At 70.8% G+C, this 23,479-nt stretch carries 23 protein-coding genes and 1 tRNA gene; 15 read left to right on the top strand and 9 right to left on the bottom strand.

Translation table 11 applies throughout. The annotated features are described in order from the left end of the window. Window positions 1–8 precede the first annotated feature (8 nt). Together FFA01_RS01425 and FFA01_RS01430 are read left to right on the top strand one after the other, a co-directional pair. Window positions 9–752 carry an aspartate/glutamate racemase family protein gene (locus FFA01_RS01425; RefSeq protein ID WP_146852224.1) on the top strand — a complete coding sequence of 248 codons (744 nt, stop codon included), beginning with the start codon at window positions 9–11 and terminating at the stop codon, window positions 750–752. A gap of 27 nt (window positions 753–779) precedes the next feature. After that, complete coding sequence (locus FFA01_RS01430) at window positions 780–2,027, top strand: MFS transporter (protein WP_146852226.1); 1,248 nt, start codon at window positions 780–782, stop codon at window positions 2,025–2,027. Window positions 2,028–2,049: 22 nt separating this feature from the next. On the opposite strand, the gene FFA01_RS01435 is transcribed toward FFA01_RS01430, so the two are convergent. The 4 genes from FFA01_RS01435 to FFA01_RS01450 form a co-directional block, all read right to left on the bottom strand. Next, the gene (locus FFA01_RS01435; RefSeq protein ID WP_146852228.1) at window positions 2,050–3,399 is read right to left on the bottom strand and encodes an NAD(P)/FAD-dependent oxidoreductase; all 1,350 of its coding nucleotides are present in this window, start codon (window positions 3,397–3,399) and stop codon (window positions 2,050–2,052) included. A gap of 61 nt (window positions 3,400–3,460) precedes the next feature. Next, the gene (locus FFA01_RS01440) at window positions 3,461–3,757 is read right to left on the bottom strand and encodes a hypothetical protein (RefSeq protein ID WP_146852230.1); all 297 of its coding nucleotides are present in this window, start codon (window positions 3,755–3,757) and stop codon (window positions 3,461–3,463) included. 26 nt (window positions 3,758–3,783) lie between these two features. Next, a complete protein-coding gene (locus FFA01_RS01445; RefSeq protein WP_146852232.1) occupies window positions 3,784–4,761 on the bottom strand; it encodes an aldo/keto reductase in 978 nt (325 codons plus the stop codon). A 177-nt stretch (window positions 4,762–4,938) separates the two neighbouring features. Continuing rightward, window positions 4,939–5,023, bottom strand: a tRNA-Leu gene (locus FFA01_RS01450). Window positions 5,024–5,121: 98 nt separating this feature from the next. Between FFA01_RS01450 and FFA01_RS01455 the strand changes: the two genes are divergently transcribed. The 4 genes from FFA01_RS01455 (at window position 5,122) to FFA01_RS01470 (ending at window position 9,376) form a co-directional block, all read left to right on the top strand. Then, window positions 5,122–6,453: a M20/M25/M40 family metallo-hydrolase gene (locus tag FFA01_RS01455; RefSeq protein ID WP_146852234.1), complete on the top strand. Its 1,332-nt coding sequence runs from the start codon at window positions 5,122–5,124 to the stop codon at window positions 6,451–6,453. Window positions 6,454–6,480: 27 nt separating this feature from the next. Further along, window positions 6,481–7,323 (top strand): undecaprenyl-diphosphate phosphatase, encoded by an 843-nt coding sequence (locus tag FFA01_RS01460; RefSeq protein WP_146852236.1) that lies wholly within the window; start codon window positions 6,481–6,483, stop codon window positions 7,321–7,323. Further along, the gene (mshC, locus tag FFA01_RS01465) at window positions 7,320–8,579 is read left to right on the top strand and encodes a cysteine--1-D-myo-inosityl 2-amino-2-deoxy-alpha-D-glucopyranoside ligase (RefSeq protein ID WP_146852238.1); all 1,260 of its coding nucleotides are present in this window, start codon (window positions 7,320–7,322) and stop codon (window positions 8,577–8,579) included. Before FFA01_RS01460 ends, mshC begins: the two co-directional genes overlap by 4 nt. A gap of 125 nt (window positions 8,580–8,704) precedes the next feature. Next, window positions 8,705–9,376, top strand: a complete 672-nt coding sequence (locus tag FFA01_RS01470; RefSeq protein ID WP_220478222.1) for a response regulator — start codon at window positions 8,705–8,707, stop codon at window positions 9,374–9,376. Between the two features lie 8 nt (window positions 9,377–9,384). On the opposite strand, the gene FFA01_RS01475 is transcribed toward FFA01_RS01470, so the two are convergent. Beyond that, complete coding sequence (locus tag FFA01_RS01475) at window positions 9,385–10,296, bottom strand: PAC2 family protein (RefSeq protein WP_244289639.1); 912 nt, start codon at window positions 10,294–10,296, stop codon at window positions 9,385–9,387. Window positions 10,297–10,417: 121 nt separating this feature from the next. On the opposite strand from FFA01_RS01475, the gene FFA01_RS01480 reads away from it, so the two are divergent. The 9 genes from FFA01_RS01480 (at window position 10,418) to lnt (ending at window position 20,639) form a co-directional block, all read left to right on the top strand. Then, window positions 10,418–11,110: an HAD family hydrolase gene (locus FFA01_RS01480; protein ID WP_146852245.1), complete on the top strand. Its 693-nt coding sequence runs from the start codon at window positions 10,418–10,420 to the stop codon at window positions 11,108–11,110. 79 nt (window positions 11,111–11,189) lie between these two features. Next, on the top strand, window positions 11,190–12,218 hold the full coding sequence (locus FFA01_RS01485) for a tRNA (adenine-N1)-methyltransferase (protein ID WP_146852247.1): 1,029 nt from the start codon (window positions 11,190–11,192) through the stop codon (window positions 12,216–12,218). A gap of 105 nt (window positions 12,219–12,323) precedes the next feature. Then, entirely contained in the window at window positions 12,324–13,247 is a 924-nt protein-coding gene (locus FFA01_RS01490) for an FKBP-type peptidyl-prolyl cis-trans isomerase (RefSeq protein ID WP_146852249.1), read from the top strand. Window positions 13,248–13,312: 65 nt separating this feature from the next. Next, window positions 13,313–14,338 (top strand): helix-turn-helix transcriptional regulator, encoded by a 1,026-nt coding sequence (locus tag FFA01_RS01495; protein ID WP_146852251.1) that lies wholly within the window; start codon window positions 13,313–13,315, stop codon window positions 14,336–14,338. Then, the gene (locus tag FFA01_RS01500) at window positions 14,331–15,323 is read left to right on the top strand and encodes a helix-turn-helix transcriptional regulator (protein WP_146852253.1); all 993 of its coding nucleotides are present in this window, start codon (window positions 14,331–14,333) and stop codon (window positions 15,321–15,323) included. The genes FFA01_RS01495 and FFA01_RS01500 overlap by 8 nt, the downstream gene beginning before the upstream one ends. Window positions 15,324–15,402: 79 nt before the next feature. After that, window positions 15,403–15,654: a twin-arginine translocase TatA/TatE family subunit gene (gene tatA / locus FFA01_RS01505; protein ID WP_146852256.1), complete on the top strand. Its 252-nt coding sequence runs from the start codon at window positions 15,403–15,405 to the stop codon at window positions 15,652–15,654. Between the two features lie 75 nt (window positions 15,655–15,729). After that, window positions 15,730–16,485 (top strand): twin-arginine translocase subunit TatC, encoded by a 756-nt coding sequence (gene tatC, locus FFA01_RS01510; protein ID WP_146852415.1) that lies wholly within the window; start codon window positions 15,730–15,732, stop codon window positions 16,483–16,485. A 4-nt stretch (window positions 16,486–16,489) separates the two neighbouring features. Next, on the top strand, window positions 16,490–18,982 hold the full coding sequence (locus tag FFA01_RS01515; protein WP_146852258.1) for a DEAD/DEAH box helicase: 2,493 nt from the start codon (window positions 16,490–16,492) through the stop codon (window positions 18,980–18,982). 43 nt (window positions 18,983–19,025) lie between these two features. After that, window positions 19,026–20,639, top strand: a complete 1,614-nt coding sequence (lnt, locus tag FFA01_RS01520; RefSeq protein ID WP_244289640.1) for an apolipoprotein N-acyltransferase — start codon at window positions 19,026–19,028, stop codon at window positions 20,637–20,639. Window positions 20,640–20,656: 17 nt separating this feature from the next. On the opposite strand, the gene FFA01_RS01525 is transcribed toward lnt, so the two are convergent. From FFA01_RS01525 to FFA01_RS01540, 4 genes are all read right to left on the bottom strand, one after another. Further along, complete coding sequence (locus tag FFA01_RS01525) at window positions 20,657–21,022, bottom strand: RNA polymerase-binding protein RbpA (protein ID WP_146852260.1); 366 nt, start codon at window positions 21,020–21,022, stop codon at window positions 20,657–20,659. 86 nt (window positions 21,023–21,108) lie between these two features. Next, window positions 21,109–21,897 (bottom strand): glycerophosphodiester phosphodiesterase family protein, encoded by a 789-nt coding sequence (locus tag FFA01_RS01530; RefSeq protein WP_244289641.1) that lies wholly within the window; start codon window positions 21,895–21,897, stop codon window positions 21,109–21,111. Further along, window positions 21,894–22,973: an SPFH domain-containing protein gene (locus tag FFA01_RS01535; RefSeq protein ID WP_244289642.1), complete on the bottom strand. Its 1,080-nt coding sequence runs from the start codon at window positions 22,971–22,973 to the stop codon at window positions 21,894–21,896. Before FFA01_RS01535 ends, FFA01_RS01530 begins: the two co-directional genes overlap by 4 nt. Before the next feature lie 3 nt (window positions 22,974–22,976). Beyond that, window positions 22,977–23,456: an NfeD family protein gene (locus FFA01_RS01540; protein WP_146852262.1), complete on the bottom strand. Its 480-nt coding sequence runs from the start codon at window positions 23,454–23,456 to the stop codon at window positions 22,977–22,979. Window positions 23,457–23,479: the final 23 nt, after the last annotated feature.

Raw genomic sequence — 23,479 nt, forward strand, 5'->3', positions numbered from 1 at the left:
GCCCCGCCGTGCACGTCCGCATCATCAACCCCAACACCAGCAGCAGCATGACGCGGTCCATCGGCGTCGCCGCACGCGCGGCCGCCTCGCCGTCGACCGTGGTCACCGCGGTCGAACCGTCGATGGGGCCCGCCTCGATCGAGAGCCACTTCGAGGAGGCGCTGGCCGTCCCGGGCCTGCTCGAGCGGATCTCCGAGGGCGAGCGCGACGGCGTCGACGCCTACGTGATCGCCTGCTTCGGCGACCCCGGCCTCGACGCCGCGCGCGAGCTCGCGAGCGGTCCCGTGATCGGCATCGCCGAGGCGGCGTTCCACGCGGCCTCGTTCGTCGCGCGACGGTTCGGCGTCGTGACCACGCTCGAGCGCACGACGGGCCGTGCCCGCGAGCTCGTCGACCGGTACGGCTTCCGCCCCGCCTGCACCGAGGTGCGCGCCTGCGAGATCGCCGTGCTCGACCTGGACGACCCCGCGTCCGAGGCCCGACGCGTCGTCGCCGACGAGTGCCGGGCCGTGCTCGCCGGGGGAGCGGAGGCCGTCGTCCTCGGCTGCGCGGGGATGGCCGATCTGTGCCACGACCTGTCCGCCGAGCTCGGCGTGCCGGTCGTCGACGGGGTCGGGGCGGCGACCGCCTTCGCCGAATCCCTCGTGCGTCTCCGGCTGCGCACCAGCCCGCGAGGGGAGTACGCGCCGCCGCCGGCGAAGGAGATCACGGGCCTGCTGCGACCGTTCTCGCTGGCCGGCGCGTCGGCCTGACCCGGGGCGGGCACGTACGCTGAGGGGATGTCGACCCCGGCGCCCGGCGCACCCTCCGAGCCGCCCCGCGTCCGCCTGGGACGCGACGTGATCGTCCTCGGGGTGATCGCCTTCTTCGTCATGGTCGGCTTCGGGGTCGTCGTGCCCGTGCTGCCCGTCTACGCCCGCAGCTTCGGCGTCGACAACACCCTGGTCGGTGCGGTGCTGTCGGCGTTCGCCCTGATGCGTCTGGTCGCGAGTCCCTTCGTCGGACGGCTGCTCGACCTCGTCGGCGAGCGGCTCGTGCTCTCGGTCGGCATCGGGATCGTCGCCCTCTCGAGCGGACTCGCGGGGCTGGCGGAGACGTACCCGCAGCTCCTGCTGCTCCGTGGCCTCGGCGGCATCGGCTCGGCCATGTTCAGCATCGCGGCCATGACGCTGCTGCTCGCGTCGACGGCCGCATCGCATCGGGCGCGAGCCATCGGGTTCTATCAGGGCGGGTTCCTGGTCGGGGGCATGGCCGGGCCCGCGCTCGGCGGCGTGCTCGCCACGATCTCGCTGACGGCGCCGTTCTTCTTCTACGCCGCGACGCTCGTGGTGGCGGGCGTCGTGGGCGTGGTCCTGCTGCGACCCGTGCGGGGCCGTGGCGCGCCCGTGGCGGCCGAGCCGCCGGTGGCGTTCCGCCAGGTGGTCCGCGACGTCCGGTTCCGAGCCGCCTGCGTCGCCAGCTTCGCGCAGGGCTGGTCGTCGCTCGGGGTGCGGAGCGCGCTGGTCCCCGTGCTCGTCGTGGAGGTCCTGAAGGGGACCACGGCGTGGACCGGCGTCGTGTTCGCCGTCGCCGCCGTCGCTCAGACCGCGGCCCTCGCACCCGCGGCCCGCCTGGTGGACACCGTGGGCCGCCGACCGGCGATGATCGGCGCGTTCGCCGTCGCCGGCGTGACGCTGGCCGGGGTCGCGTTCTCGCGCGACATCGTGGTGCTCGGCGCCCTGCTCGCCGTCTACGGCGTGGCCACCGCGTTCATGGGGACGGCACCGGCCGCCCTCGTCGGCGACGCGGCCGGGGGTCGCGGCGGGCGTCCGGTCGCGGTCTTCTCGATGTGCTCCGATGTCGGGGCCATCGCGGGGCCGCTGGTCGCCGGGTTCCTGGTCGACACGACGTCGTACGCGGTGGCGTTCGGCTCCGCCGGGGCGCTGCTGGTGCTGAGCGCCCTCGTCTCGCTGACCCTCCCGCGGCGGTCGACGACGCGACCGGAGAACGAGGAGGCGCGCCCCGGTTCCCCGGGACGCGCCTCCTGAGCCGCAGATCGATCCGGTCGTACTACTTCTTCTTCTTCGAGCCGGAGTCGGCCGACACGGACGGGGTCACCTTGAGGAACCCTGCCCGCGGGTCGCTCATGCCGACGAGCGGGGTCTGGTCGCGACCCCCGACGAAGTTGGTGATCCACCCGGTCAGGATGCGCCACTTCCGGTTCAGCGTCGGCATCGCATAGAGGTGGTAGCCGCGGTGCGCGAGCCAGGCCGGGATGTTCTTCATCTGGACGTTCTTGATGTTGGCCGCGCCCTTGCCGATGCCGAAGCTCGCGACGGTTCCGACCGACTCGTGACGGTACTCGGCGATCGGCTGCCCCGAGAGCTGGGCGATGACGTTGTCGGCGACGGTGATCGCCTGACGCACGGCGTTCTGGGCGTTCGGCGGGTAGTACGCCGGCTGCTGCTCGCTCAGCAGATTGGGCACCTGCGCGCCGTCGCCGAGAGCCCAGACGCCGTCGAGCACGACGCCGTCCTCGCTCTGCACCTGCAGGGTGGCCGAGACGTTCACGTGCCCCTTCGGGCCGAGCGGCAGCCCCATGTCCCCCAGGACCGGGTTCGGCTTGACGCCGGCCGTCCAGACGATGGTGCCTGCCGGGATCGTCTCCCCGTCGCTCAGCACGACGTCGCCGTCGACGCACGAGGGCATCGTGGTCTTGAGGCGGATGTCGATGCCGCGCGAGCGGAGGTGACCGAGCGTCCACTTGGAGAGCTCGGGTCCGACCTCCGGGGCGACGCGGTCGAGCGCCTCCACGAGCACGAAACGCAGCTCGTCACGCGACAGGTTGGGGAACGAGTCGATGGCGGCCTTGGCCGCGTCGTCGAGCTCGGCCATCGCCTCGACGCCGGTGTACCCGCCGCCCACGAACACGACGGTGAGCAGCTTGCGCCGGGTGGCCGGGTCCGAGACCGATGCGGCCTCGGCGATGTTGCCGAGGATGCGGTCGCGGACGTACTGCGCCTCCTCGACGCTCTTGAAGCCCACGCCGTTCTCGGCCAGCCCCGGTGTGGGGAAGGTCCGGGTGACGGCGCCGAGGGCGACGACGAGCTGGTCGTAGGGGATGGTGCTCGAGACGCCGTCGCCGGTCGTGACGGACACGGTCTTCGCCGCCGAGTCGAGCCCGGTGACCGCCGCCTCCACGACCTTCGTCTTGCGAAGGGCCTTGCGGAGCGGGACGGTCACGTCGCGCGGGGCGATGTGGCCTCCGGCGACCTCGGGCAGGAACGGCTGATAGGTGAAGTAGGGCGCCTGGTCGACGAGCGTGATGCTCGCGTTCTGGGGCGGTCGCCGTTTCTGGAGCTCGAGTGCGGTGGTCAGCCCGGCGGAACCGCCGCCGAGAATTACGATGCGCGTTGTCATAGATGTATTCCTCCCGCGTCGACCGTACCGTGCACCTCGGCCCGGCGGTCGACGAACACGGTCAGCGGTCGGCGGGGATGTCCGAGTCGGTGAACTCGCCGTCCTCGTCGTCTCCCGATCCGCCGCCGTGCTTGGTCGACGTCGTGTCGCCGTCCTCCGGGATGTCGCTGTCGACGTACGAACCGGCGGATTCGGTCGTGGTGGACTCGTGCGTCACGGAGGCCGGACCGCCGTCGCCGGTCGACTCGGTGTGCTCGGTGTGCTCGGTGTGCTCGTGTTCGTTGCCGTGGTGGTCGTTGCCCATGATGGCCTCCGTCGAGATGATCGTGGCGGCGTCACCGCCGCTCGTGCCGCTCACAGTAGGCCCGACCCGGTGATCCCGGATCAGAAGCCCTCGTTCTCACGGGTGACGTACGGCGACTCGAGGGCGTCCAGCTCGTCGTCGGTCAGCCAGAGGTCGACCGAGGCGACGGCGTCGTCGAGATGCCGCATCCTCGTGGCACCGACGATCGGCGACGTGACGGCGTCCTGCTGACGCACCCAGGCCAAGGCGACCTGCGCCCGCGGGACGCCGCGCGCCTCCGCGACCCGGGCCACGGCGTCGGCGACCCGGCGGTCGCCGTCCTCCCGCTGGCGGTAGAGCGTCTGGCCGAACCGATCGGTCTCGGTCCGCGCCGTGGTCGCATCCCAGTCGCGGGTGAGACGGCCTCGAGCGAGCGGAGACCAGGGGAGGACGCCGACGCCCTGGTCGAGGCAGTAGGGGTGCATCTCGCGCTCCTCCTCGCGCTGGATGAGGCTGTACTGGTCCTGCATGGACACGAAGCGGGTCCAGCCGCCGAGGTCGGCCGCGTGCTGCAGGGAGGCGAACTGCCAGGCCCACATGCTCGACGCTCCGATGTAGCGGGCCTTCCCCGCCTTGACGACGTCGTGCAGCGCCTCCATGGTCTCCTCGACCGGCACCTCGGGATCGAAGCGGTGGATCTGGTAGAGATCGACGTAGTCGGTGCCGAGACGGCGCAGGCTGTCGTCGATCGCGCTCATGATGTGCCCGCGACTGAGGCCGGCCCCGTTCGGACCGGGACGCATCCGGCCGTGGACCTTGGTCGCCAGCACGATCTCCTCCCGCGTCGCGAAGTCGCGCAGCGCCCGGCCGAGGATCTCCTCGCTGGTCCCGTCGGAGTAGACGTCGGCCGTGTCGAAGGTCGTGATGCCGAGCTCGAGGGCGCGAGCGATGAACGGGCGGCTCTCGTCCTCGGGGAGGCTCCATTCGTGGGTGCCGCGCTCGGGGATCCCGTAGCTCATGCATCCGAGGGTCACCGCCGAGACCGTCAGGCCGCTGGTGCCGAGTCGTGCGTACTCCATGTGTCCACCCTTTCGTCGCCCGCGACCCTACGCCCGCGGTGCCGACGAAGGGTCGCTCGACGCGAACGGCCGGGAGAAGCAGAAGGCCCGAACACCAGGGGTGTTCGGGCCTTCTGTCGCTACGAGTAGCATCTGTCTCAACACAGATCGTCGAGTCTCTTCCGAGAAGAGACTCTGTGTCCGAGGGGGGACTTGAACCCCCACGCCCTATACGGGCACTAGCACCTCAAGCTAGCGCGTCTGCCATTTCCGCCACCCGGACTGGATGGTGCCGGCCGAAGCCGACCACGAAACATTAGCACGGCTTCGAGGGTCGTCGTGACCACGGCGCCGGGAGGGGCGAGCGGTAGCGTGGTCGACATGACGACGACACCCGACCGGTCCACCGACGGCGACTCCGTCGACCTCGACGAGACGGCGACCATCGCCCGCGACCTGATCCGGTTCGACACGACGAACTACGGCGGCGGCCGATCGAACGGCGAGGCCGACGCGGCCGACTACGTCGCCGAGAAGCTCCGCGCCCTCGGGCTGACCCCGCAGCTGTTCGAGTCCGAGCCGGGACGCGTGAGCGTCGTCGCCCGCGTCGAGGGCGCCGACCGCGCCAAGCCGGGACTCGTCGTCCACGGCCACCTCGACGTCGTCCCGGCGGACCCCGCCAACTGGTCGGTGGATCCGTTCGAGGGCGTCGTGAGAGACGGCCTCCTCTGGGGCCGCGGGGCCGTCGACATGAAGAACATGGACGCCATGATGCTGGCGTCGCTGGGGGACATCCTCCGCTCCGGGGAGCGCCCGGCCCGCGATCTCGTGATCGGCTTCTTCGCCGACGAGGAGGCCGGGGGAGTCCTCGGCTCGCATCACCTCGTGACCGAGCACCCGGAGCTCTTCGACGGGGCCACCGAGGCCATCAGCGAGGTGGGCGGCTACTCGACGTTCATCGACGGTCGCCGCTCGTACCTCCTGCAGACGGGGGAGAAGGCCCTCATCTGGGTCAAGCTGATCGCTCGGGGAACGGCCGGACACGGCTCCCAGATGATCGAGGCGAACGCGGTCACACGGCTCGCCGAGGCCGTCGCGACCCTCGGTCGCCGAGAGTGGCCCATCACCCTCACCGACACGACGGCCTCCCTGCTGCGCGAGGTCGCACGGATCCTCGACGTCGACGTCGAGCAGGTCTCGCCCGACGAGCTCGTCCTCCGGACGGGGACGGCGCGGGGGTTCATCCGCGGATCGCTGCGGACCACGACCAATCCGACGATGCTGACGGCGGGCTACAAGCACAACGTCGTCCCCGACACGGCCGAGGCGCTGGTCGACATCCGCTGCATGCCGGGACAGGAGGCCGCCGTGCTCGCCGAGGTCCAGGACCTCGTCGGCGACGACATCGAGATCGTCACGATGCACACCGACATCGGGCTCGAGACGCCGTTCTCGGGCCCCCTGGTCGAGGCCATCGAACGGACGCTGCACCGCCACGACCCGGGCGCCCCCGTCCTGCCCTACCTGCTCTCGGGCGGGACGGACAACAAGGCCCTGAGCCTGCTGGGGATCGCCGGCTACGGCTTCGCGCCCCTGCGACTCGACGAGGGCATGGACTTCCCCGCCATGTTCCACGGCGTCGACGAGCGGGTCCCCCTCGACGCACTATCCTTTGGCAGTCGCGTCCTCCGGGACCTGCTGGCGACGTACTGAGCACCCCGCACCAGAAGGACACCCCGCATGGAGCAACTCCTCCAGGCACTCCTCCTCGGCCTCGTCCAAGGCCTCACGGAGTTCCTGCCCATCTCGTCGAGCGCGCACCTGCGCATCGTCGGCCTCTTCTTCTCCGACCCGAACAGCGCGGTCGAGTTCGATCCCGGGGCGACGTTCACCGCCATCACGCAGCTCGGCACCGAGCTCGCCGTCGTCATCTACTTCTGGCGAGACATCAAGCGCATCGTCGTGCGCTGGTTCCAGGGAGTCACGGGGAGGATCCCGCGCACCGACCCGGACGTCCGCATGGGCTGGCTGGTCATCATCGGCACGATCCCGATCGTGCTGGTGGGCTACTTCGCGCAGGAGTACATCCGCTCGGTGTTCCGATCCCTCTGGATCGTGGCCATCGTGCTCATCGTCTTCGGGATCCTGCTCGGCGTCGCCGACCGTCTGGGCAGGAAGACCGCGCGCTTCGAGGACATGTCCTACGGCCACGGCATCGCCGTCGGGGTCGCGCAGGTCCTGGCCCTCTTCCCCGGCGTCTCCCGGTCGGGCGCCACCACGACGACGGCGCTGGCGCTCGGGTACACCCGCCCGGCCGCCGCCCGGTTCTCGTTCCTGCTCGCCGTGCCCGCCGTCTTCGGCAGCGGACTCTACGAACTCGTCCAGAGCTTCAGCGACCCGGGGCCCTACTCGCTCGGCCTCACGCTCGCCGCGACGGTCGTGGCCTTCGTGGTCGGGTTCCTGGTGATCGCGTTCTTCATGAACTACATCTCCCGGCGCAGCTTCATGCCGTTCGTCGCCTACCGGCTCGTCCTCGGAGTCGTGCTGATCGTGCTGCTGGCCACCGGAGTGGTGTCGGCATGAGGTCCTGGCCCCGCCCCGACGTGCCGACCCTGCCCGGGTCGGGCCGCCTGCCGGCGCTGCACGACACGGCCACGGGCACGCGCCGCGAGACGCGGGTCGTCGATCAGGCCGCGTCGCTCTACGTCTGCGGCATCACCCCGTACGACGCGACGCATCTCGGCCACGCCGCGACCTATCTCGCGTTCGACACCCTCGTCCGCGTGTGGATCGACGCCGGGGTCGACGTCACCTACGCGCAGAACACGACCGACGTCGACGACCCGCTCCTCGAACGGGCCGCGGCGACGGGAGTCGACTGGCGCGACCTCGCGGCCTCCCAGACCGAGCTCTTCCGCGACGACATGACGCACCTCGGGGTCATCCCCCCGACGCACTACGTCGCGGTCACCGACGTGGTGACCGACGTCGCCCGAGCCGTCGCGCGCCTCCTCGACTCGGGTTTCGCCTACCGTGTGCCCACGGCCGACTCCGACGTCGACGACGTCTACTTCGACGTGCGCGTCGCCGAACGGGACACCTCGTGGCACCTCGGCCTCGAGAGCCGTCTGGATGCCGACGCCATGATGAGATTCTCCGCCGAGCGCGGCGGCGACCCCGGGCGACCGGGGAAGCACGACCCCCTCGATCCGCTCCTCTGGCGCGGTCGGCGGGCCGACGAGCCGTCGTGGGACAGCCCGATCGGCGCCGGTCGACCGGGGTGGCACATCGAGTGCACCGTCATCGCCGAGCAGGCCCTGACGGGGCCGATCACCGTCAACGGAGGCGGCAGCGACCTCGTCTTCCCGCACCACGAGATGAGCGCCGCCCACGGGGCGGCCCTCAGCGGCGAGACCTACGCCGACCTCTACGCCCATACGGGCATGGTGGCGTACGAGGGCGAGAAGATGAGCAAGTCGCTCGGGAACCTCGTCAAGGTCAGCGAGCTCGTCGCGGCCGGGCACGACGCCCGGGCCGTCCGTCTCGCCGTGGCCGCGCACCACTACCGCTCCGACTGGGAGTGGTTCGCCGCCGATCTCGAGAGGGCCGAGGCCCGACTCGGGACCTGGCTCGCCTGGGCGGCGTCCGCCGCGCGATCGGAACGCGAGGAGGCGCCGTCCGGCCTGGTCGCGCGACTCCGAGGGGCACTGTCCGACGATCTCGACACCCCGACGGCGATCGCGGCCGTGGACGCCTGGATCACCTCGGGTGCCGCCTCGTCGTCCGTCGACGTCGACGCGGTCCGGGCCCTGCTCGGAGTCGACCTCCGCCGCGCGTGAGAATGACGGATTCTCACGTCCGCTGACCCTCTGACATACTGAGTGGGCCATGACGTCGAATCGCCCTCGCACCTCGCACCTCGCACCACGACGAGACCCCGCCCCGCCGTCGCATCCGGGTCCTCCTGGTCGACGATCACGATCTCGTCCGGGCCGGCTTCCGCAGCATCCTCGAGACGTCCGACGCCGTCGACGTCGTCGGCGAGGCGCACGACGGACTCGAGGCGGTGTCTCTCGCCGAGGCCCTCGCGCCCGACGTGATCGTCATGGACGTCGAGATGCCGGGGGTCGACGGCATCGAGGCGACGAGCCGCATCCTCCAGGCCCCGCAGCCTTCGGCGCCCGCCGTGCTCGTCCTGACCACGTTCGGGCGCCGCGACTACCTGTTCCGATCACTGCAGGCGGGTGCCAGCGGGTTCCTGCTCAAGAGCGCGAGCCCCGACGAGCTCCTCGAGGCCATCACCGTCGTCGATCGCGGGGACGCGCTCGTGTGCCCGCAGCTGACGCGCACGGTCGTGGCCAGGGCCCTGGCCGAGACCCCCGAGCCGGCCATCGTCCCCAGCACCCGGCTCGAGCTGCTGACCGAACGGGAGCGCGAGGTCCTCGACGGCATGGCGCAGGGAGCCTCCAACGCCGAGATCGCGACACGTCTCTTCCTGGGGGAGGCGACCGTCAAGACCCACGTGTCGAGCGTCCTCTCGAAGCTCCAGCTCCGCGATCGGACCGCGGCCGTCGTCTTCTCGTACGAGAACGGCGTGGTCGTCCCCGGCGCGTCCGCTCAGGTCGCTACCGGCTGACGCCCGGCTCACGGGGCGGGCGGGAACCTCGGGTCGTCGCCCTTGCCGTCACGTCGTCGGAGGTACCGCTCGAACTCCTGCGCGATCGCCTCGCCGCTGGCCTCGGGGGAGTCGACCGTGTCGCGGGCCTGCTCCAGCTGCTCGATGTAGCCGGCCATGTCGTCGTCGTCGGCGGCGAGGGCGTCGATGCCGGTCTCCCAGGCCGAGGCCTCGCCTTCGAGGTCGCCTCTCGGCACGCTGATCCCGGTCAGCTCGTCGAGCTTCTCGATCAGGGCGAGCGTGGCCTTCGGGGACGGAGCGTTGTGGACGTAGTGCGGGACCGACGCCCAGATCGAGAGGGTCGGCACGCCCGCCGTCTCGACGGCGTCGCCGAGCACGGAGAGGATGCCGACCGGCCCCTCGTAGGTGCTGCGTTCGAGACCGAGCTCGGCCCGGACCTCGGCGTTGTCGCTGCTCACGAAGACCGAGATCGGACGTGTGTGGGGCACGTCGGCGAGCATCGCCCCGAGGAACACCACCGAGGTGAGACCGTGGACGTCGACGAGGTCGACGATCTCGGACGCGAAGCTGCGCCAGCTCCGTGACGGCTCAGCGCCGAGCAGGACGAACACCTCGCCCTCGGCATCCGTCGTCGGGGCGGCGGCGGCCAGTGCGCCGGATGCGTCCGGAGCGGCGAGCAGCTCGATGCGCGGCCAGACGAGGGTCCGCTCGCCGTCGTCGTCGAGCCCGATCTGCGGGCGGTTGAACTGGTAGTCGATGTACTGCTCGCCGTCCAGCTCGGCCACGGGCTCGAGGCCGAGGTTCTCGACGAGGGTCCGGGCGACGCCGCTGGCGGCCTCGCCGGCGTCGTTCCAGCCCTCGAAGGCGACGACGAGGACGCGCCCCGTCGCGAAGCTCGACGTGTTCGACGTGTTCGTCACCTGTGTCCTCTCGAGCCGATGATGCGGTACCGGCGTCTTGACCCTCCACAGTAGACCGTGCGCCGCGGCTCGACGGCCCGGGGCGCGGCGCCGCACGGACCCTCCCGTAGACTCGGTGCCCGTGACTGCATCCCTTCCCGCCGCCGTCCTCTGGGACATGGACGGCACCCTCGTCGACACAGAGCCCTACTGGTACGACTGCCAGGTCGAACTGGTCGAGTCCTTCGGCGGCACGTGGACCCGCGAAGACGGCGACGCCATGATCGGCACCGGCCTCTGGCACTCCGCCCGCGTCATCCAGGGGCACGGGGTCGACCTCGGCGAGGACGAGATCATCGACCGACTGACCACGGCCGTCCTGGCCAGAGTCGCGGACGACGTCCCCTGGCGCCCCGGAGCACGCGAGCTCCTCGCCGAGCTCAAGCGGGAGGGCGTCCCGACGGCCCTGGTCACCATGTCGATCCGCCGCATGGCCGACTTCATGATCGCCGCCATCGACTTCCCGGCCTTCGACGCCGTCGTGGCCGGCGACGAGGTGGCGCACAGCAAGCCCCACCCCGAGGCCTACCTCCGCGGCGCCGAGCTGCTCGGCGTCGACGTCGCCGACTGCGTCGCCATCGAGGACTCCCCGCCCGGGCTCGCCTCCGCCGTCGCCGCGGGTGCCGTCGCCCTCGGCGTCGAGCACGCCGCGCCCCTGGTCGACGACGGGGGCTACACCCGCGCGACCACCCTCGTCGGCACGACGCTCGACGACCTCCGACGACTGCACTCCGCCGGTGCGGCGGCACGCGCGCAGCGGTCGACCGACAGCTGACCTCGGGGCCCCGCCCCGTGTCTCCTCGGCGTCCCGGCCGGCGCCCGACCCTCTCCACCGAACGAAAGCAGCACCCCGCATGACCGCCACCCGTCGCCAGTCCGGCCCGTTCCTCGAGGGCGACAAGGTCCAGCTCACCGGCCCCAAGGGCAAGATGAACACCATCGTCCTGACCCCCGGCGCGGTGTTCCACACCCACCGCGGCATGATCGCGCACGACGAGCTCGTCGGTCTGCCGGACGGCTCCGTGGTCGCCAGCACGACGGGCGACGAGTACCTGGCGCTGCGTCCGCTCCTGAGCGACTTCGTCATGTCGATGCCCCGCGGCGCCGCGATCGTCTACCCGAAGGACGCCGCCCAGATCGTCGCGTTCGCCGACATCTTCCCCGGCGCCACGGTCGTCGAGGCGGGCGTGGGCTCCGGAGCGCTGTCGCTCTGGCTGCTCCGGGCCGTCGGACCGCAGGGGCGTCTGGCCTCGTTCGAGCGGCGGCAGGAGTTCGCCGACGTGGCGACCGGCAACGTGGTCAGCTTCTTCGGGGCCGAGCAGCCCAACTGGAGCGTCACGGTCGGCGACCTGGTCGAGGAGCTGCCGACGACGATGCCCGCGGGCAGCGTCGACCGCGTCGTGCTCGACATGCTGGCCCCGTGGGAGTGCGTCGACGCGACGGCCGAGGCGCTCACGCCGGGCGGTCTGGTCATCTGCTACGTCGCCACCGCGACCCAGCTCTCCCGCGTCGCCGAGGCGCTCCGGGCCTCCGGTCTGTTCACCGAACCCGACGCGTCCGAGACCCTGGTGCGCGGCTGGCACGTCGAGGGTCTCGCGGTCCGCCCGGACCACCGCATGATCGGACACACCGGGTTCCTCATCACCGCCCGCCGCCTCGCGCCCGGCGCCGTCCTGCCCCAGCTCAAACGCCGCCCGTCGAAGTCCGACTACTCGGACGACGATGTCGAGCTGTGGACCCCGGGGGCCCTCGGCGACCGGACGGCCAGCGACAAGAAGCTGCGCAAGACCGCCCGGCAGGCCCGGTCGGCGGCCGACGCCGCCGTGGCCGCGACCGAGGCGGACGACGCGGCGCGCAGCCACGGCGACACCCCGTCCGCCTGACCGCGGCCGGTCCCGCGCCCGTCGCCACCCCCACTAGGCTGTTCCCGCATCCGCGCGGCTCGGCCGCCCACCGGCCGTCCGGCCGCCGCAACGAAATGAGGACTCGTGCGCAAGATCCCCGCACTCGTCGTGACCCTGGGCCTCGTCGCCTCCCTCTCCGCCTGCGCGACCGACGCCGCCCCCGGCGCGTCCGGGTGCCCGGCGACGGGTGACGCCGCCTCCGTCGTCACCGCGACCGGCTCGTTCGGCGAGAAGCCCGAGGCGACCGTCCCGAGTCCGATCGTGACCACCCGGACGGAGGTCGCCACGCTCATCGAGGGCGACGGCGCTCGTCTCGTCGACGGGTCTCCCGTCCTCATCGACTACACGCTCTTCGACGGCAGCACGGGCGCCGAGGTCGAGAACAGCGGCTACGACGGCTCGATCGGGAACCCCGTCACGGTCGGCGGCTCCGCTCTCGCCCCCCTGGCCGACGCACTCGAGTGCTCGACCGTCGGCTCCCGGGTCGTCGTCACCATGAAGGCCTCCGAGCTGCAGGCCTCGCTCAGCGGCTCGGCGGCCACTCAGAACGACGACCCCGACGCCGCCTACGTGGCCGTCGTCGACATCCGCCAGTCGTTCCTGGCCAAGGCCAACGGCCGCCTCGTCCCCGGGGCCGACGGCCTCCCCGCCGTCGTGACGGCTCCCGACGGCGCCCCGGGCATCACGGTCCCGGTCGAGCCGGCTCCCACCACGCAGCAGACCCACCTCGTCCGCAAGGGGTCGGGCAGCACTCTGGCCGCCGACTCGACCGCGGTCGTCCAGTTCACCGCCGTGACCTGGGCCGAGCCCTCGACCGTGGCCGGGTCCACCTGGACCAACGGCGACACCGCGACCACGGTGGCCCTCGACGACACGACGCTCCCGGCCCCGCTCCGCGACGCCCTCGTCGGCCAGACCGTCGGCTCCCAGGTGATGACGGTGATCCCGGCGACGGACGACGCCACGAGCACCTACGTGTACGTCTTCGACATCCTGGGTGCTCTCTGACGCCCGGTCCGTCCTGCGCGCCACGGTCGGGAGCCCTCCTCCCGACCGTGGCCTAGGATCGTTCCGTGTCCGCCGCCCGCGCCCCTCGAGTCCCCGTCGAAGAGCGTCTGTTCAGCCTGGTCCTCGCGCTCCTCGCGACCGAGCCCGGCCTGACCAAGTCCGAGATCCTCTCGACCGTCCAGGGGTACCGCCAGAAGTACTCGTCGCGGGGCGACAACGCGGCTCTCGAGCGGCAGTTCGAACGAGACAAGGACGACATCCGCGATCTCGGCGTGCCTCTCGAGACGCTCGACGATCCCGCCGCGGCGGGCAACAACCAGATGCTCCGCTACCGGATCCCGCGGGGGGCCTACGAGCTCCCGGTCGACATCTCCTTCTCCTCCGAGGAGACCGCTCTCCTCACCCTGGCCGCGATGGTCTGGCGTGAGGGCACCCTGTCGGGCGAGAGTCGTCGCGCCCTGCTCAAACTCCGCTCGCTCGGCGGCACGGCCACGGTGCCCGAGCTCGACTACGCGCCTCGGATCCGCGCCCGCGACGCGGCCTTCGAACCCCTCCGCGACGCCCTCGACCGAGGTGTCCTGGTCCGATTCCAGTACCTGAAACCCGGCGAGACCGAGCCGAGGAGGCGCGAGGTCGCGCCGTATGCGCTGGTCCAGCACCAGGGGCGGTGGATGGCGGCGTCGATCGAGGCCGACACCGGGCTCCGCAAGACCTTCCTCCTGTCCCGGATCATCGGTCCGGTCTCGGTCACCTCGATCGCGTTCGAGCGCCCGGCCGACGCCACCGCCGACGCGGCGCTGGCCGCTCTCGACGAGGTGTGGGCCGCTCGCACGGCGACGATCCGCGTCACGCCGGGCTCGGACGCCGAGACCAGGCTGACGAAGCGGCTCTCGACCGGGATCCGCGACGACGACGTCCTGATCGTGCACTACTCGGACCAGCAGATCCTCGCCGACGAACTGGCGTCGTTCGGCCCCGAGGTGACCGTGCTCGAACCGGCCGAGCTCCGCGACCTCGTCGTGTCGCGCCTCCTACGCGTCCTCGACGTCCACTCCGCCGACCCGAGCCCGTCCGGAGGCGACCGTGGCTGAGCGCCGTCCCGCCCTCCACGCGACCGACAAGCTCGCGTTCCTGCTCTCCCTCGTGCCGTACCTGATCGATCGCGAGCGGGTCGGCGTGGCCGAGGCGGCCGAGCACTTCGGCGTGTCCGTCGTCGACATCCGGCGCGCGGTGGAGCTGATCGCGGTCTCCGGCGTCCCCGGCGAGACCGACCAGTACCAGCACGGCGACCTCTTCGACATCGCCTGGGACGACTTCGAGCAGAACGACGTCATCGTCCTGACGCACATGGTCGCCATCGACGACTCGCCCCGGTTCTCCGCACGCGAGGCCGCCGCGCTGATCGCCGGTCTGCAGTATCTGTCGTCGCTTCCCGAGAACGCCGACCGTCATGCCATCGCCACGCTGATGTCGAAGCTGTCCCGTGGCACCGCGGGCGCCCCGAGCCAGGTCGCCGTCGATCAGCGCGAGACGAGCGAGGTCCTCTCCCTCGTCCAGCGCGCGGTCGAGCGGGGAGTCCAGCTCGAGTTCGACTACGCGGGCGTCCGGGGCGTCGTCGAGCGTCGCCGCATCGATCCCCTCCGCGTGGAGTCCCTCGACGCCGACTGGTACCTCCGCGGCTGGGACCACGTGCGAGGGGCCCTCCGGACCTTCCGACTCGATCGCATCGCCCGCCCGGGCCTGACCGACGAGCCCATCACGTTCCGCGCCTCCGACGTCACGCTGCCCGACACGCTGTTCGCCGGCTCACCGACCGACGAGACCGTCGCCATCGAGATCGACGCGGCCGCGGCCGCGCTCCTCGCCGACTACGCCCCCGACGACGTCGAGGCCCTCGGCGACGGACGCAGCAGACTCCGGGTCCGCGTCGGCCAGTTCGGCACCGTCGCCCGACTCGTCGCCGGCCTGCCCGGAGATCCCGAGGTCGTCGCCCCCGAGGGCGCACGGAGGGCGGTCTCGGACTGGGCGGCACGGGCGCTGTCGCACTACGACGACGCCGCCGCGACGGAATCCTGACGAGTCGGTGCAGGGCGGCTCGGGGGAGACGCGGCGGGGTTAGACTGGCCATTCCCCTGCCCCGCAAGGAGAACACCTCATGCTCGGAAATCTCACCGGATTCCACCTGATCATCGTCCTGGCGATCATCCTGCTCCTCTTCGGCGCGCCGAAGCTGCCGGCCCTCGCGAAGAGCATCGCCCAGTCGATGCGGATCTTCAAGAACGAGGTCCGCGACGACGACAGGGCACCGGCAGACGACTCCGTCCGTCGTGACGACACGTCCACGCGGTCGACGGCAGAGGGCACGACGGTCCGTCCGTCGCAGAGCGACCTCCCGCCGAAGTCCTGATCCGTGGCCACGACGACGACTCGTGGCCGCAGCGGAGAAGAGAAGCAGCCCAAGGGCCGCACCAAAGACGGTCGCATGTCGCTCGGCCAGCATCTCGTCGAACTCCGCAAGCGGCTGTTCATCGCCGCCCTCGCCCTCGTGCTCGCGAGCATCGCGGGGTGGTTCCTCTCCCAGTTCGTCCTCGACTTCCTCCGCGAGCCCGTCACCCGCATCGCCGAGGCGAGGTCACGCGAGGCCACGCTCAACTACCCGGGCGTCAGCTCGAGCTTCGACCTCCGGATCCAGATCTCGGTCACGGTCGGCGTCATCCTGTCGAGCCCGGTCTGGCTGTACCAGATCTGGGCCTTCATCGTCCCGGCCCTCGTCCGTCGCGAGAAGCTCTACGCCATCGGCTTCATCGGCACGGCGATCCCGCTCTTCCTCCTCGGGTGCGTGAGCGGCCTCTTCGTCCTCCCGCACATCGTCGAGGTGCTGACCGGCTTCGCCGCCCAGCAGGATGCCGCGATCATCGACGCGAAGCAGTACTACGACTTCGTCCTCAAGCTCGTGCTCGCGGTCGGCATCGCCTTCGTCCTGCCGGTCTTCCTCGTCCTCCTCAACTTCGTCGGCGTGATCTCGGCCGCGGCCATCATCAAGGGCTGGCGCGTCGCCATCCTGCTCATCACGCTCTTCACGGCCATCGCGACGCCCGCAGCCGATGTCTTCTCCATGTTCCTCCTCGCGATCCCGATGCTGGTCCTGTACTTCGCCGGCGCGGGTGTCGCCTGGATCCACGACCGTCGAGCGGCCAAGAAGGCCGCCGCCCTCGACGCCGAACTCGCGACAGGATGACCTCATGAGCAGCGCTCCGAGCCCGGCCGAACGATTCGCCGCGTCGAAGACGCGCGTCCGCACCCCGCAGCTCCAGTCGTTCCGGTCGAGACTCGGGTTCGCGCTCGATCCCTTCCAGATCGCGGCCTGCGAGTCGGTCGAGCAGGGCAACAGCGTGCTCGTGGCGGCCCCGACGGGAGCCGGCAAGACCCTCGTCGCCGAGTTCGCCATCCATCTCGCCATGCAGCACGCCCGCGACAAGGTCTTCTACACAGCCCCGATGAAGGCCCTGAGCAACCAGAAGTTCCAGGAGCTCGTCGCCGAGTACGGCGCCTCCGAGGTGGGTCTGCTCACCGGCGACACGAACGTCAACTCGCGCGCCCGCATCGTCGTCATGACGACCGAGGTCCTGCGCAACATGGTCTACGCGGGCTCCGACATGCTCGACGACCTCCGGTACGTCGTCCTCGACGAGGTGCACTACCTCGCCGACCGGTTCCGCGGCGCCGTGTGGGAGGAGGTCATCATCCATCTCCCGCTCGACGTCCGGCTGGTGTCCCTGAGCGCCACCGTGTCGAACGCGGAGGAGTTCGGCGACTGGCTGCAGACCGTCCGCGGCGGGACCGACGTGATCGTCTCCGAGGACCGACCCGTGCCGCTCGACCAGCACGTCCTCGTCGGAGGCAAGTTCCTCGACCTGTTCGACTCCAGCGGGCAGGCTGCGACGAACCGGGTGAACCCCGAGCTGCTCCGGGCGACGTCGTTGTCGCGGAAGGGCGGCCAGGGCAGGCGCGGCGACGGCCGCTCGCACGGCTCGCGTGGTCATCTTGTCCCGCCGATGCAGCACGGTCCTGGTCGTCTCGACCGCTGGAGGATCGTCGAGATGCTCGACGACCAGAACCTCCTGCCGGCCATCTTCTTCGTCTTCAGCCGCGTGGGCTGCGACCAGGCCGTGAAGCAGGTCCTGCGCTCGGGCATCCGCCTGACGACCTCCGACCAGCGCCAGGAGATCCGCGAGATCGTCGAGGCCCGGTGCCGCACCCTCCGCGACGAGGACCTCGCGGTCCTGGGCTACTGGCAGTGGCTCGACGGACTCGAACGCGGTGTGGCCGCCCACCACGCCGGCCTCCTGCCGGCGTTCAAGGAGGTCGTCGAGGAGCTGTTCCAGAAGAAGCTCGTCAAGGTCGTCTTCGCGACCGAGACGCTCGCCCTCGGCATCAACATGCCGGCTCGCACGGTCGTCCTCGAGAAGCTCGAGAAGTTCAACGGCGAGGCGCGCGTGCCGATCACTCCGGGGGAGTACACCCAGCTCACCGGGCGCGCCGGCCGCCGCGGGATCGACGTCGAGGGCCACTCGCTCATCCAGTGGCAGCCCGGGCTGGATCCCCAGGCCGTGGCGTCGCTGGCGTCACGGCGCACGTACCCGATGAACTCCAGCTTCCGGCCGACCTACAACATGGCCGTGAACCTCATCGAGCAGTTCGGCCGCTCGCGCACGCGGGAGGTCCTCGAGACGTCCTTCGCCCAGTTCCAGGCCGACCGCGCCGTCGTCGACCTCGCCCGCAAGGTGCGCACGCAGCAGGAGAGCCTCGACGGTTACGCGCGCAGCATGCAATGCCACCTCGGCGACTTCCGCGAGTACACCCTCATCCGGCGTGAGCTCGGCGACCTCGAGAAGCAGGGCGCCGCCCGGGCCGACGCGCAGTCGCGCAGCGAGCACGAGAAGCGCCAGCGCCGACTCGGCGACCTGCGTCGCGAGCTGCGGCAGCACCCCTGCCACGCCTGCCCGGACCGGGAGCAGCACGCCCGCTGGTCCGAACGCTGGTTCAAGCTCAAGAAGCAGACCGATCAGCTCTCGGCTCAGATCCGCAGCCGCACGGGGGCCGTCGCCAAGGTCTTCGACCGGGTGACCGACGTGCTGCTCGACCGGGGCTATCTCGTCCCCCGCGCCTCCTCGGGGGCCTCATCGAGCCGGGGAGGCACGGGCCGGCTCTCGAGGACCGACGAGGTCGACGTCGCCCCGGCCGGCCGGACCCTCCGCCGCATCTACGGAGATCGCGACCTCCTCGTGGCCGAGAGCCTCCGCCTCGGGTTGTGGAACATGCTCGACGTGCCGTCGATGGCGGCCATGGCGGCCACCCTCGTGTACGAGCCGCGTCGTGACGAGGGGATGGTCTCCGAGCGGTTCCTCCCTCGCGGGGAGTTTCGAACCGCCCTCGACGAGACCCAGAAGCTCTGGGCCGAGCTCGACGACCTCGAGCAGGAGCACCGGCTCCCCGGCAGCATCCCGCCCGCACCCGGTCTCGCCCTGGCGATGCACCGGTGGGCGAGGGGCGCGAGCCTCGACTCCGTCCTGGAAGACGCCGAGCTCGCCGCCGGCGACTTCGTCCGCTGGACGAAGCAGACCATCGACCTGCTCGATCAGCTGTCCGTCGTGGCCGACCTGCCGGTCGGCCCCACCGCCCGGCAGGCCCTCGACGCGGTCCGGCGGGGGATCGTGTCCTACTCGGCGGTCTGACCGGGAGGCGGGTCTCCCAGCCTCGGCGACCTAGAATCCTCAGGTGCCCACCCGTGTGACCGAGTTCCGACTGCCCCTCTGGTCGGCGTTGATCGTCGCGCTCGGCGCTGGGCCCGTGCTCGACGCCGGGTTCCCCGACGGCGACGTCTGGCCCCTGACCTTCGTCGGGATCGGCTTCGTGCTGCTGGCGCTCCGCGGCAGACGTGCCGGCGGCGCGTTCCTCGTCGGCCTGGTCGCCGGGCTCTCGTTCTATCTCCTGCACATCCAATGGGCGACGTTGTTCCTCGGCATCGTCCCCTGGGCGGCGCTGTCCACGCTCGAGGCGCTGTTCTTCGCCGGGGGAGCGGTGCTCCTGACCCTGGCCTACCGGTGGGTGCCCCGGGTCTGGCCCGGCACGCTCGGTCGCGCGCTCCTCCTCCCGGTCGTGGTGGCCGGCCTGTGGACCCTGCGCGAGTTCGTCGCCGGCAACTGGCCCTACGGCGGATTCGCCTGGGGCAGGGTCGCTCTGAGCCAGTCCGAGAGCCCGTTCGGCGGTCTCGTCGCGTACCTGGGCATCTCGGGTCTGAGCTTCCTCATGGTCGCCATCGTGGCGGCGCTGATCGAGCTCGCGATGCTCAGCACCGTCCGAGGGTCCACGCGCCTCCTGGCCGGGGCGACGGTCGTCGCCGCCGCCCTCGCCGTCCCCGCCTGGCCGACGTTCACCGACGGGACGGCCACGATCGCCGGAGTCCAGGGCAACGGCAAGGCCGGCTACTTCGACTCGGCCGACCGGGCCTACGGCGATCTGACGGACGCCCAGGTGCTCGCCATGCAGGGCGTCGACCCGACGGCGAACGACCTCGACCTCGTCGTCTGGCCGGAGGGCGGGAGCGACCGCGACCCCACCCGCGACGAGTTCGGACGCTACGTCTTCGACGCCATCACGCAGGGCTACGGCGCGCCGCTCCTCTCCGGGGTCATCACCCAGTCGGACGACGGCGAGACGACCTACAACTCGTCGATCCTGTGGGACGACGGCGAGGTCCAGGGCCAGTACGACAAGAAGCACCCGGTGCCCTTCGGCGAGTACGTCCCCGATCGCGCCTTCTGGCGACCCTTCGCCCCCGACCTGATCGATCTCATCGCCCGTGACTACACGCCGGGCACCCGAGACGAGGCCATCGACGTGGGCGACTTCGTGGCGGGCATCTCGATCTGCTTCGACATCGTCGACGACCAGCTCATCACCAACATGATGGACCAGGGCGCCCAGGTCATCATCGCGCAGACGAACAACGCCGATTTCGGGTCGCGACCCGGCCAGACGGACGAGAACGAGCAGCAGCTGGCCATCGCGAAGATGCGGGCCATCGAGACGGCTCGATCGGTGGTCAACGTGTCGACGGTCGCGTCCACGCGGGTCATCGACGCCCACGGGGACGTCGTGGACGGCACCGCCGACTACGAGGCCGGCACGATGGTCACCGAGGTCGATCTGGGCACGGGGACGACTCCCGCGGTCGTCGCGAGCCGGGCGATCGAGCTCTTCGTGGCGTTCTTCGGCCTCGCCATGCTGATCATGTCCCGGCTGTTCCTCGGTCGCCGTCGTGCCCACGACGACGAGAACGGCCCCGTCACCACCCTGCGGGGTGCCGACGGAGCCGTTCTCGTCCGCTGATCTCGAGACGGGGCGACTCAGGCCCCGATCTTGACCTGGCCCTTGCGAGCCCGCAGGAAGTCGAGGCGCTCCTGCAGCAGCTCTTCGAGCTCGTCGCGCGTGCGACGCTCGAGGAGCATGTCCCAGTGCGACCTCGGCACCTTGACATCGGCCTCGTCGATCTCGACGGGCTTGCCGTCGGCCGACAGGAGCCGGCCCTCTCGACCGCTCTTCGGCGACTGCCAGATGTCGGGGATCTCCGCCTCGGCGGCGAACACCATCTCGAAGGTGGTCCCGTCCTCGGTCTGATAGACGGCCTTCTTCCGAGGTGAGAACTCGACGCCCTCTTCGCTCTGCAGGCTCTGACTACCCAGTCTCATACCGCGCAAACTGCGATCTGCCATTGTGTGGTCTCCTCTCGCGTTGCAATCTCCCGTTGTAACCCGGGATTCGGTGCGGATGTTTCGTCCGAGAGGCTTTCACAGTGCCTTCACAGTGGAGGGGAGCTCCCGCGAGGGGTCTCGACCACGGCCAGATCGGCACGGTCGGTGACCAGCCCCTGCACTCCCATGGCCACCAGCCGACGCATGTCGGCGGGGCGGTCGACCGTCCAGACATGCGTCTCGACGCCGACGGACGCGAGGTCCCGGATACGACGCTCCGTGACGATCCGGACCGGTCCTCTCCGCTCGGGGACCTGGATCGCTCCGCAGCCGGCGACGGCTCGGCCCAGCAGCCACCGGCGCGCGGCGCCGGCGGGCACGAGTCCGGCGACGACGACGCCGATCACGCCTCGAGAGGAGGCGGACGTCGCCACCCCGGGCAGCCCGGCGACGACACGGCGTCGGCGCGCGTGGGAGAACGAGGTCACCAGCACGCGGTCCGTCGCCCCGGCCCGTCGGATCGCCTGGATGGTCGGCTCGACCGCCTCGTCCACCTTGACGTCGATGTTGAACCGGGTGTCGGGGAAGGCGTCCAAGGCCTCGATGAGCGAGGGCAGACGCTGGTCGTCGGCGAGTCGGATGCCCGACACGTCGGACCAGTCGAGGTCGCGGAGGCGCTCGTCGCGTCCCGCGATCCGCCGCAGGTCGGGATCATGGCTGATGACCGCGACACCGTCGCGAGTCGCGTGCACGTCCGTCTCGACGTAGTCGACGCCGAGGGCCACGGCTTTCGCGAACGCGAGCATGGTGTTCTCGGGAGCCTCCACGTGGAGGCCGCGATGAGCCAGGATGCGAGGCGCGGCGGGCGTGAAGTAGCCCGAGGACCCGGGGGTCACCGCCCGGCGTCCGGGGGAGTGCCAGGCTCGTCGCCCAGGGGGTTCCCCGCTCCGGGCTCGGTGACGGTCGGGAATCCGAGATCCGGCTCGGCGCCCAGGTCGACGGTGCTCGCGAGGTCGGGGGTGGCGTCCATGTCGGAGACCTTGGGACCCGGCTGCGGCGTCCACCCGGGCGCGTCGGGGTTCTTCGGCGCGAAGAAGCCCGAGCCGATGCCCTTGAGGGCCTCGGTGAGCTCGCTCGGGATGATCCAGAGCTTGTTCGCCGATCCGTCCGCGAGCTTCGGGAGGGTCTGCAGATACTGGTAGGCGAGCAGCTTCGGATCGGGGTCGCCGGCGTGGATGGCGTTGAACACCGTCTGGATGGCCTCGGCCTCGCCCTGGGCACGGAGCACCTGAGCCTTCGCGTCGCCCTCGGCTCGGAGGATGGACGACTGACGCATTCCCTCGGCCTCGAGGATCTGCGACTGCTTCGTCCCCTCGGCCGTCAGGATCGCGGCGCGCCTGCTCCGTTCGGCTCGCATCTGCTGCTCCATCGAGTCCTGGATGGAGAGGGGCGGGTCGATCGCCTTGAGCTCGACGCGACCGACGCGGATGCCCCACTTGCCCGTCGCCTCGTCGAGCACGACGCGCAGCTGGCCGTTGATGTTGTCGCGGCTGGTCAGCGCCTGCTCGAGGTTGAGCCCGCCGACGACGTTGCGGAGGGTCGTGGTGGTGAGCTGCTCGACCGCGCCGAGGTAGTTGGCGATCTCGTACGTCGCCGCACGGGCGTCGGTGACCTGGAAGTACACGACGGTGTCGATCGAGACGACGAGGTTGTCCTCGGTGATGACCGGCTGGGGAGGGAAGGACACCACCTGCTCGCGCATGTCGATGAGGGGGCGCACCCGGTCGATGAAGGGGACCAGGAGGTTCAACCCCGGGCTGAGCGTCTTGTGGTACCGACCGAGGCGCTCGACGACGCCGGCACTGGCCTGAGGGATGATCCGGACGGCCCGGAAGAGGATCACGACGACGAGGACGACGACGATCGCGACCACCACGATGGTGGCGACCGTCGCAGCGCTGATGGTTTCCATGGATCAGTCCCTTCCGACGGGGACGACCAAGGCGGTCGACCCCTGGATGGCGGTCACGACGACCGGCGCACCGGTGTCGAGCGCCTGGTGTGGCTCGCCCGGGCCCGGGGGAGCGGTGAGCAGTCGAGCCGTCCAGGTGTCGCCGTTCGTGAGCTTGACCTGGCCGGCGTCGTCGCCGATGGGCACGACCACGGTGCCGCGGAGTCCGAGCAGCGCGTCGACGTTGCTCGGCGTGGGGTCGCCGCCCTGTTTCAGTGCCCGGAGGAGGGCGGGCCTCACCGTGAAGAGCAGCAGGACCGCGACCACGGCGGCGATGACGATCTGCAACCACCACGGTGAACCGAGCAGGCGGGCGACGAGTCCGCCGGCACTGCCGACGGCGAGCATGAGGAAGGTCAGTTCGAGGGTCGTCACCTCGACGACGACGAAGAGGAGGATCAGCGCGATCCAGACGATCCATGCGTACTGGGTGACCACGTCCATGTCGGACCTCCCTCGTTCCCCTG

Source organism: Frigoribacterium faeni (assembly GCF_007988805.1).
In the GTDB taxonomy this organism is placed as follows: Bacteria; Actinomycetota; Actinomycetes; order Actinomycetales; family Microbacteriaceae; genus Frigoribacterium; species Frigoribacterium faeni.

Coding starts and splice junctions, on each gene's coding strand:
- mshC (WP_146852238.1), top strand. CDS start 7,320: ATGAGGTCCTGGCCCCGCCCCGACGTGCCGACCCTGCCCGGGTCGGGC.
- FFA01_RS01455 (WP_146852234.1), top strand. CDS start 5,122: ATGACGACGACACCCGACCGGTCCACCGACGGCGACTCCGTCGACCTC.
- tatC (WP_146852415.1), top strand. CDS start 15,730: ATGTCGCTCGGCCAGCATCTCGTCGAACTCCGCAAGCGGCTGTTCATC.
- FFA01_RS01540 (WP_146852262.1), bottom strand. CDS start 23,456: ATGGACGTGGTCACCCAGTACGCATGGATCGTCTGGATCGCGCTGATC.
- FFA01_RS01430 (WP_146852226.1), top strand. CDS start 780: ATGTCGACCCCGGCGCCCGGCGCACCCTCCGAGCCGCCCCGCGTCCGC.
- FFA01_RS01445 (WP_146852232.1), bottom strand. CDS start 4,761: ATGGAGTACGCACGACTCGGCACCAGCGGCCTGACGGTCTCGGCGGTG.
- FFA01_RS01515 (WP_146852258.1), top strand. CDS start 16,490: ATGAGCAGCGCTCCGAGCCCGGCCGAACGATTCGCCGCGTCGAAGACG.
- FFA01_RS01435 (WP_146852228.1), bottom strand. CDS start 3,399: ATGACAACGCGCATCGTAATTCTCGGCGGCGGTTCCGCCGGGCTGACC.
- FFA01_RS01525 (WP_146852260.1), bottom strand. CDS start 21,022: ATGGCAGATCGCAGTTTGCGCGGTATGAGACTGGGTAGTCAGAGCCTG.
- FFA01_RS01460 (WP_146852236.1), top strand. CDS start 6,481: ATGGAGCAACTCCTCCAGGCACTCCTCCTCGGCCTCGTCCAAGGCCTC.
- FFA01_RS01535 (WP_244289642.1), bottom strand. CDS start 22,973: ATGGAAACCATCAGCGCTGCGACGGTCGCCACCATCGTGGTGGTCGCG.
- FFA01_RS01485 (WP_146852247.1), top strand. CDS start 11,190: ATGACCGCCACCCGTCGCCAGTCCGGCCCGTTCCTCGAGGGCGACAAG.
- tatA (WP_146852256.1), top strand. CDS start 15,403: ATGCTCGGAAATCTCACCGGATTCCACCTGATCATCGTCCTGGCGATC.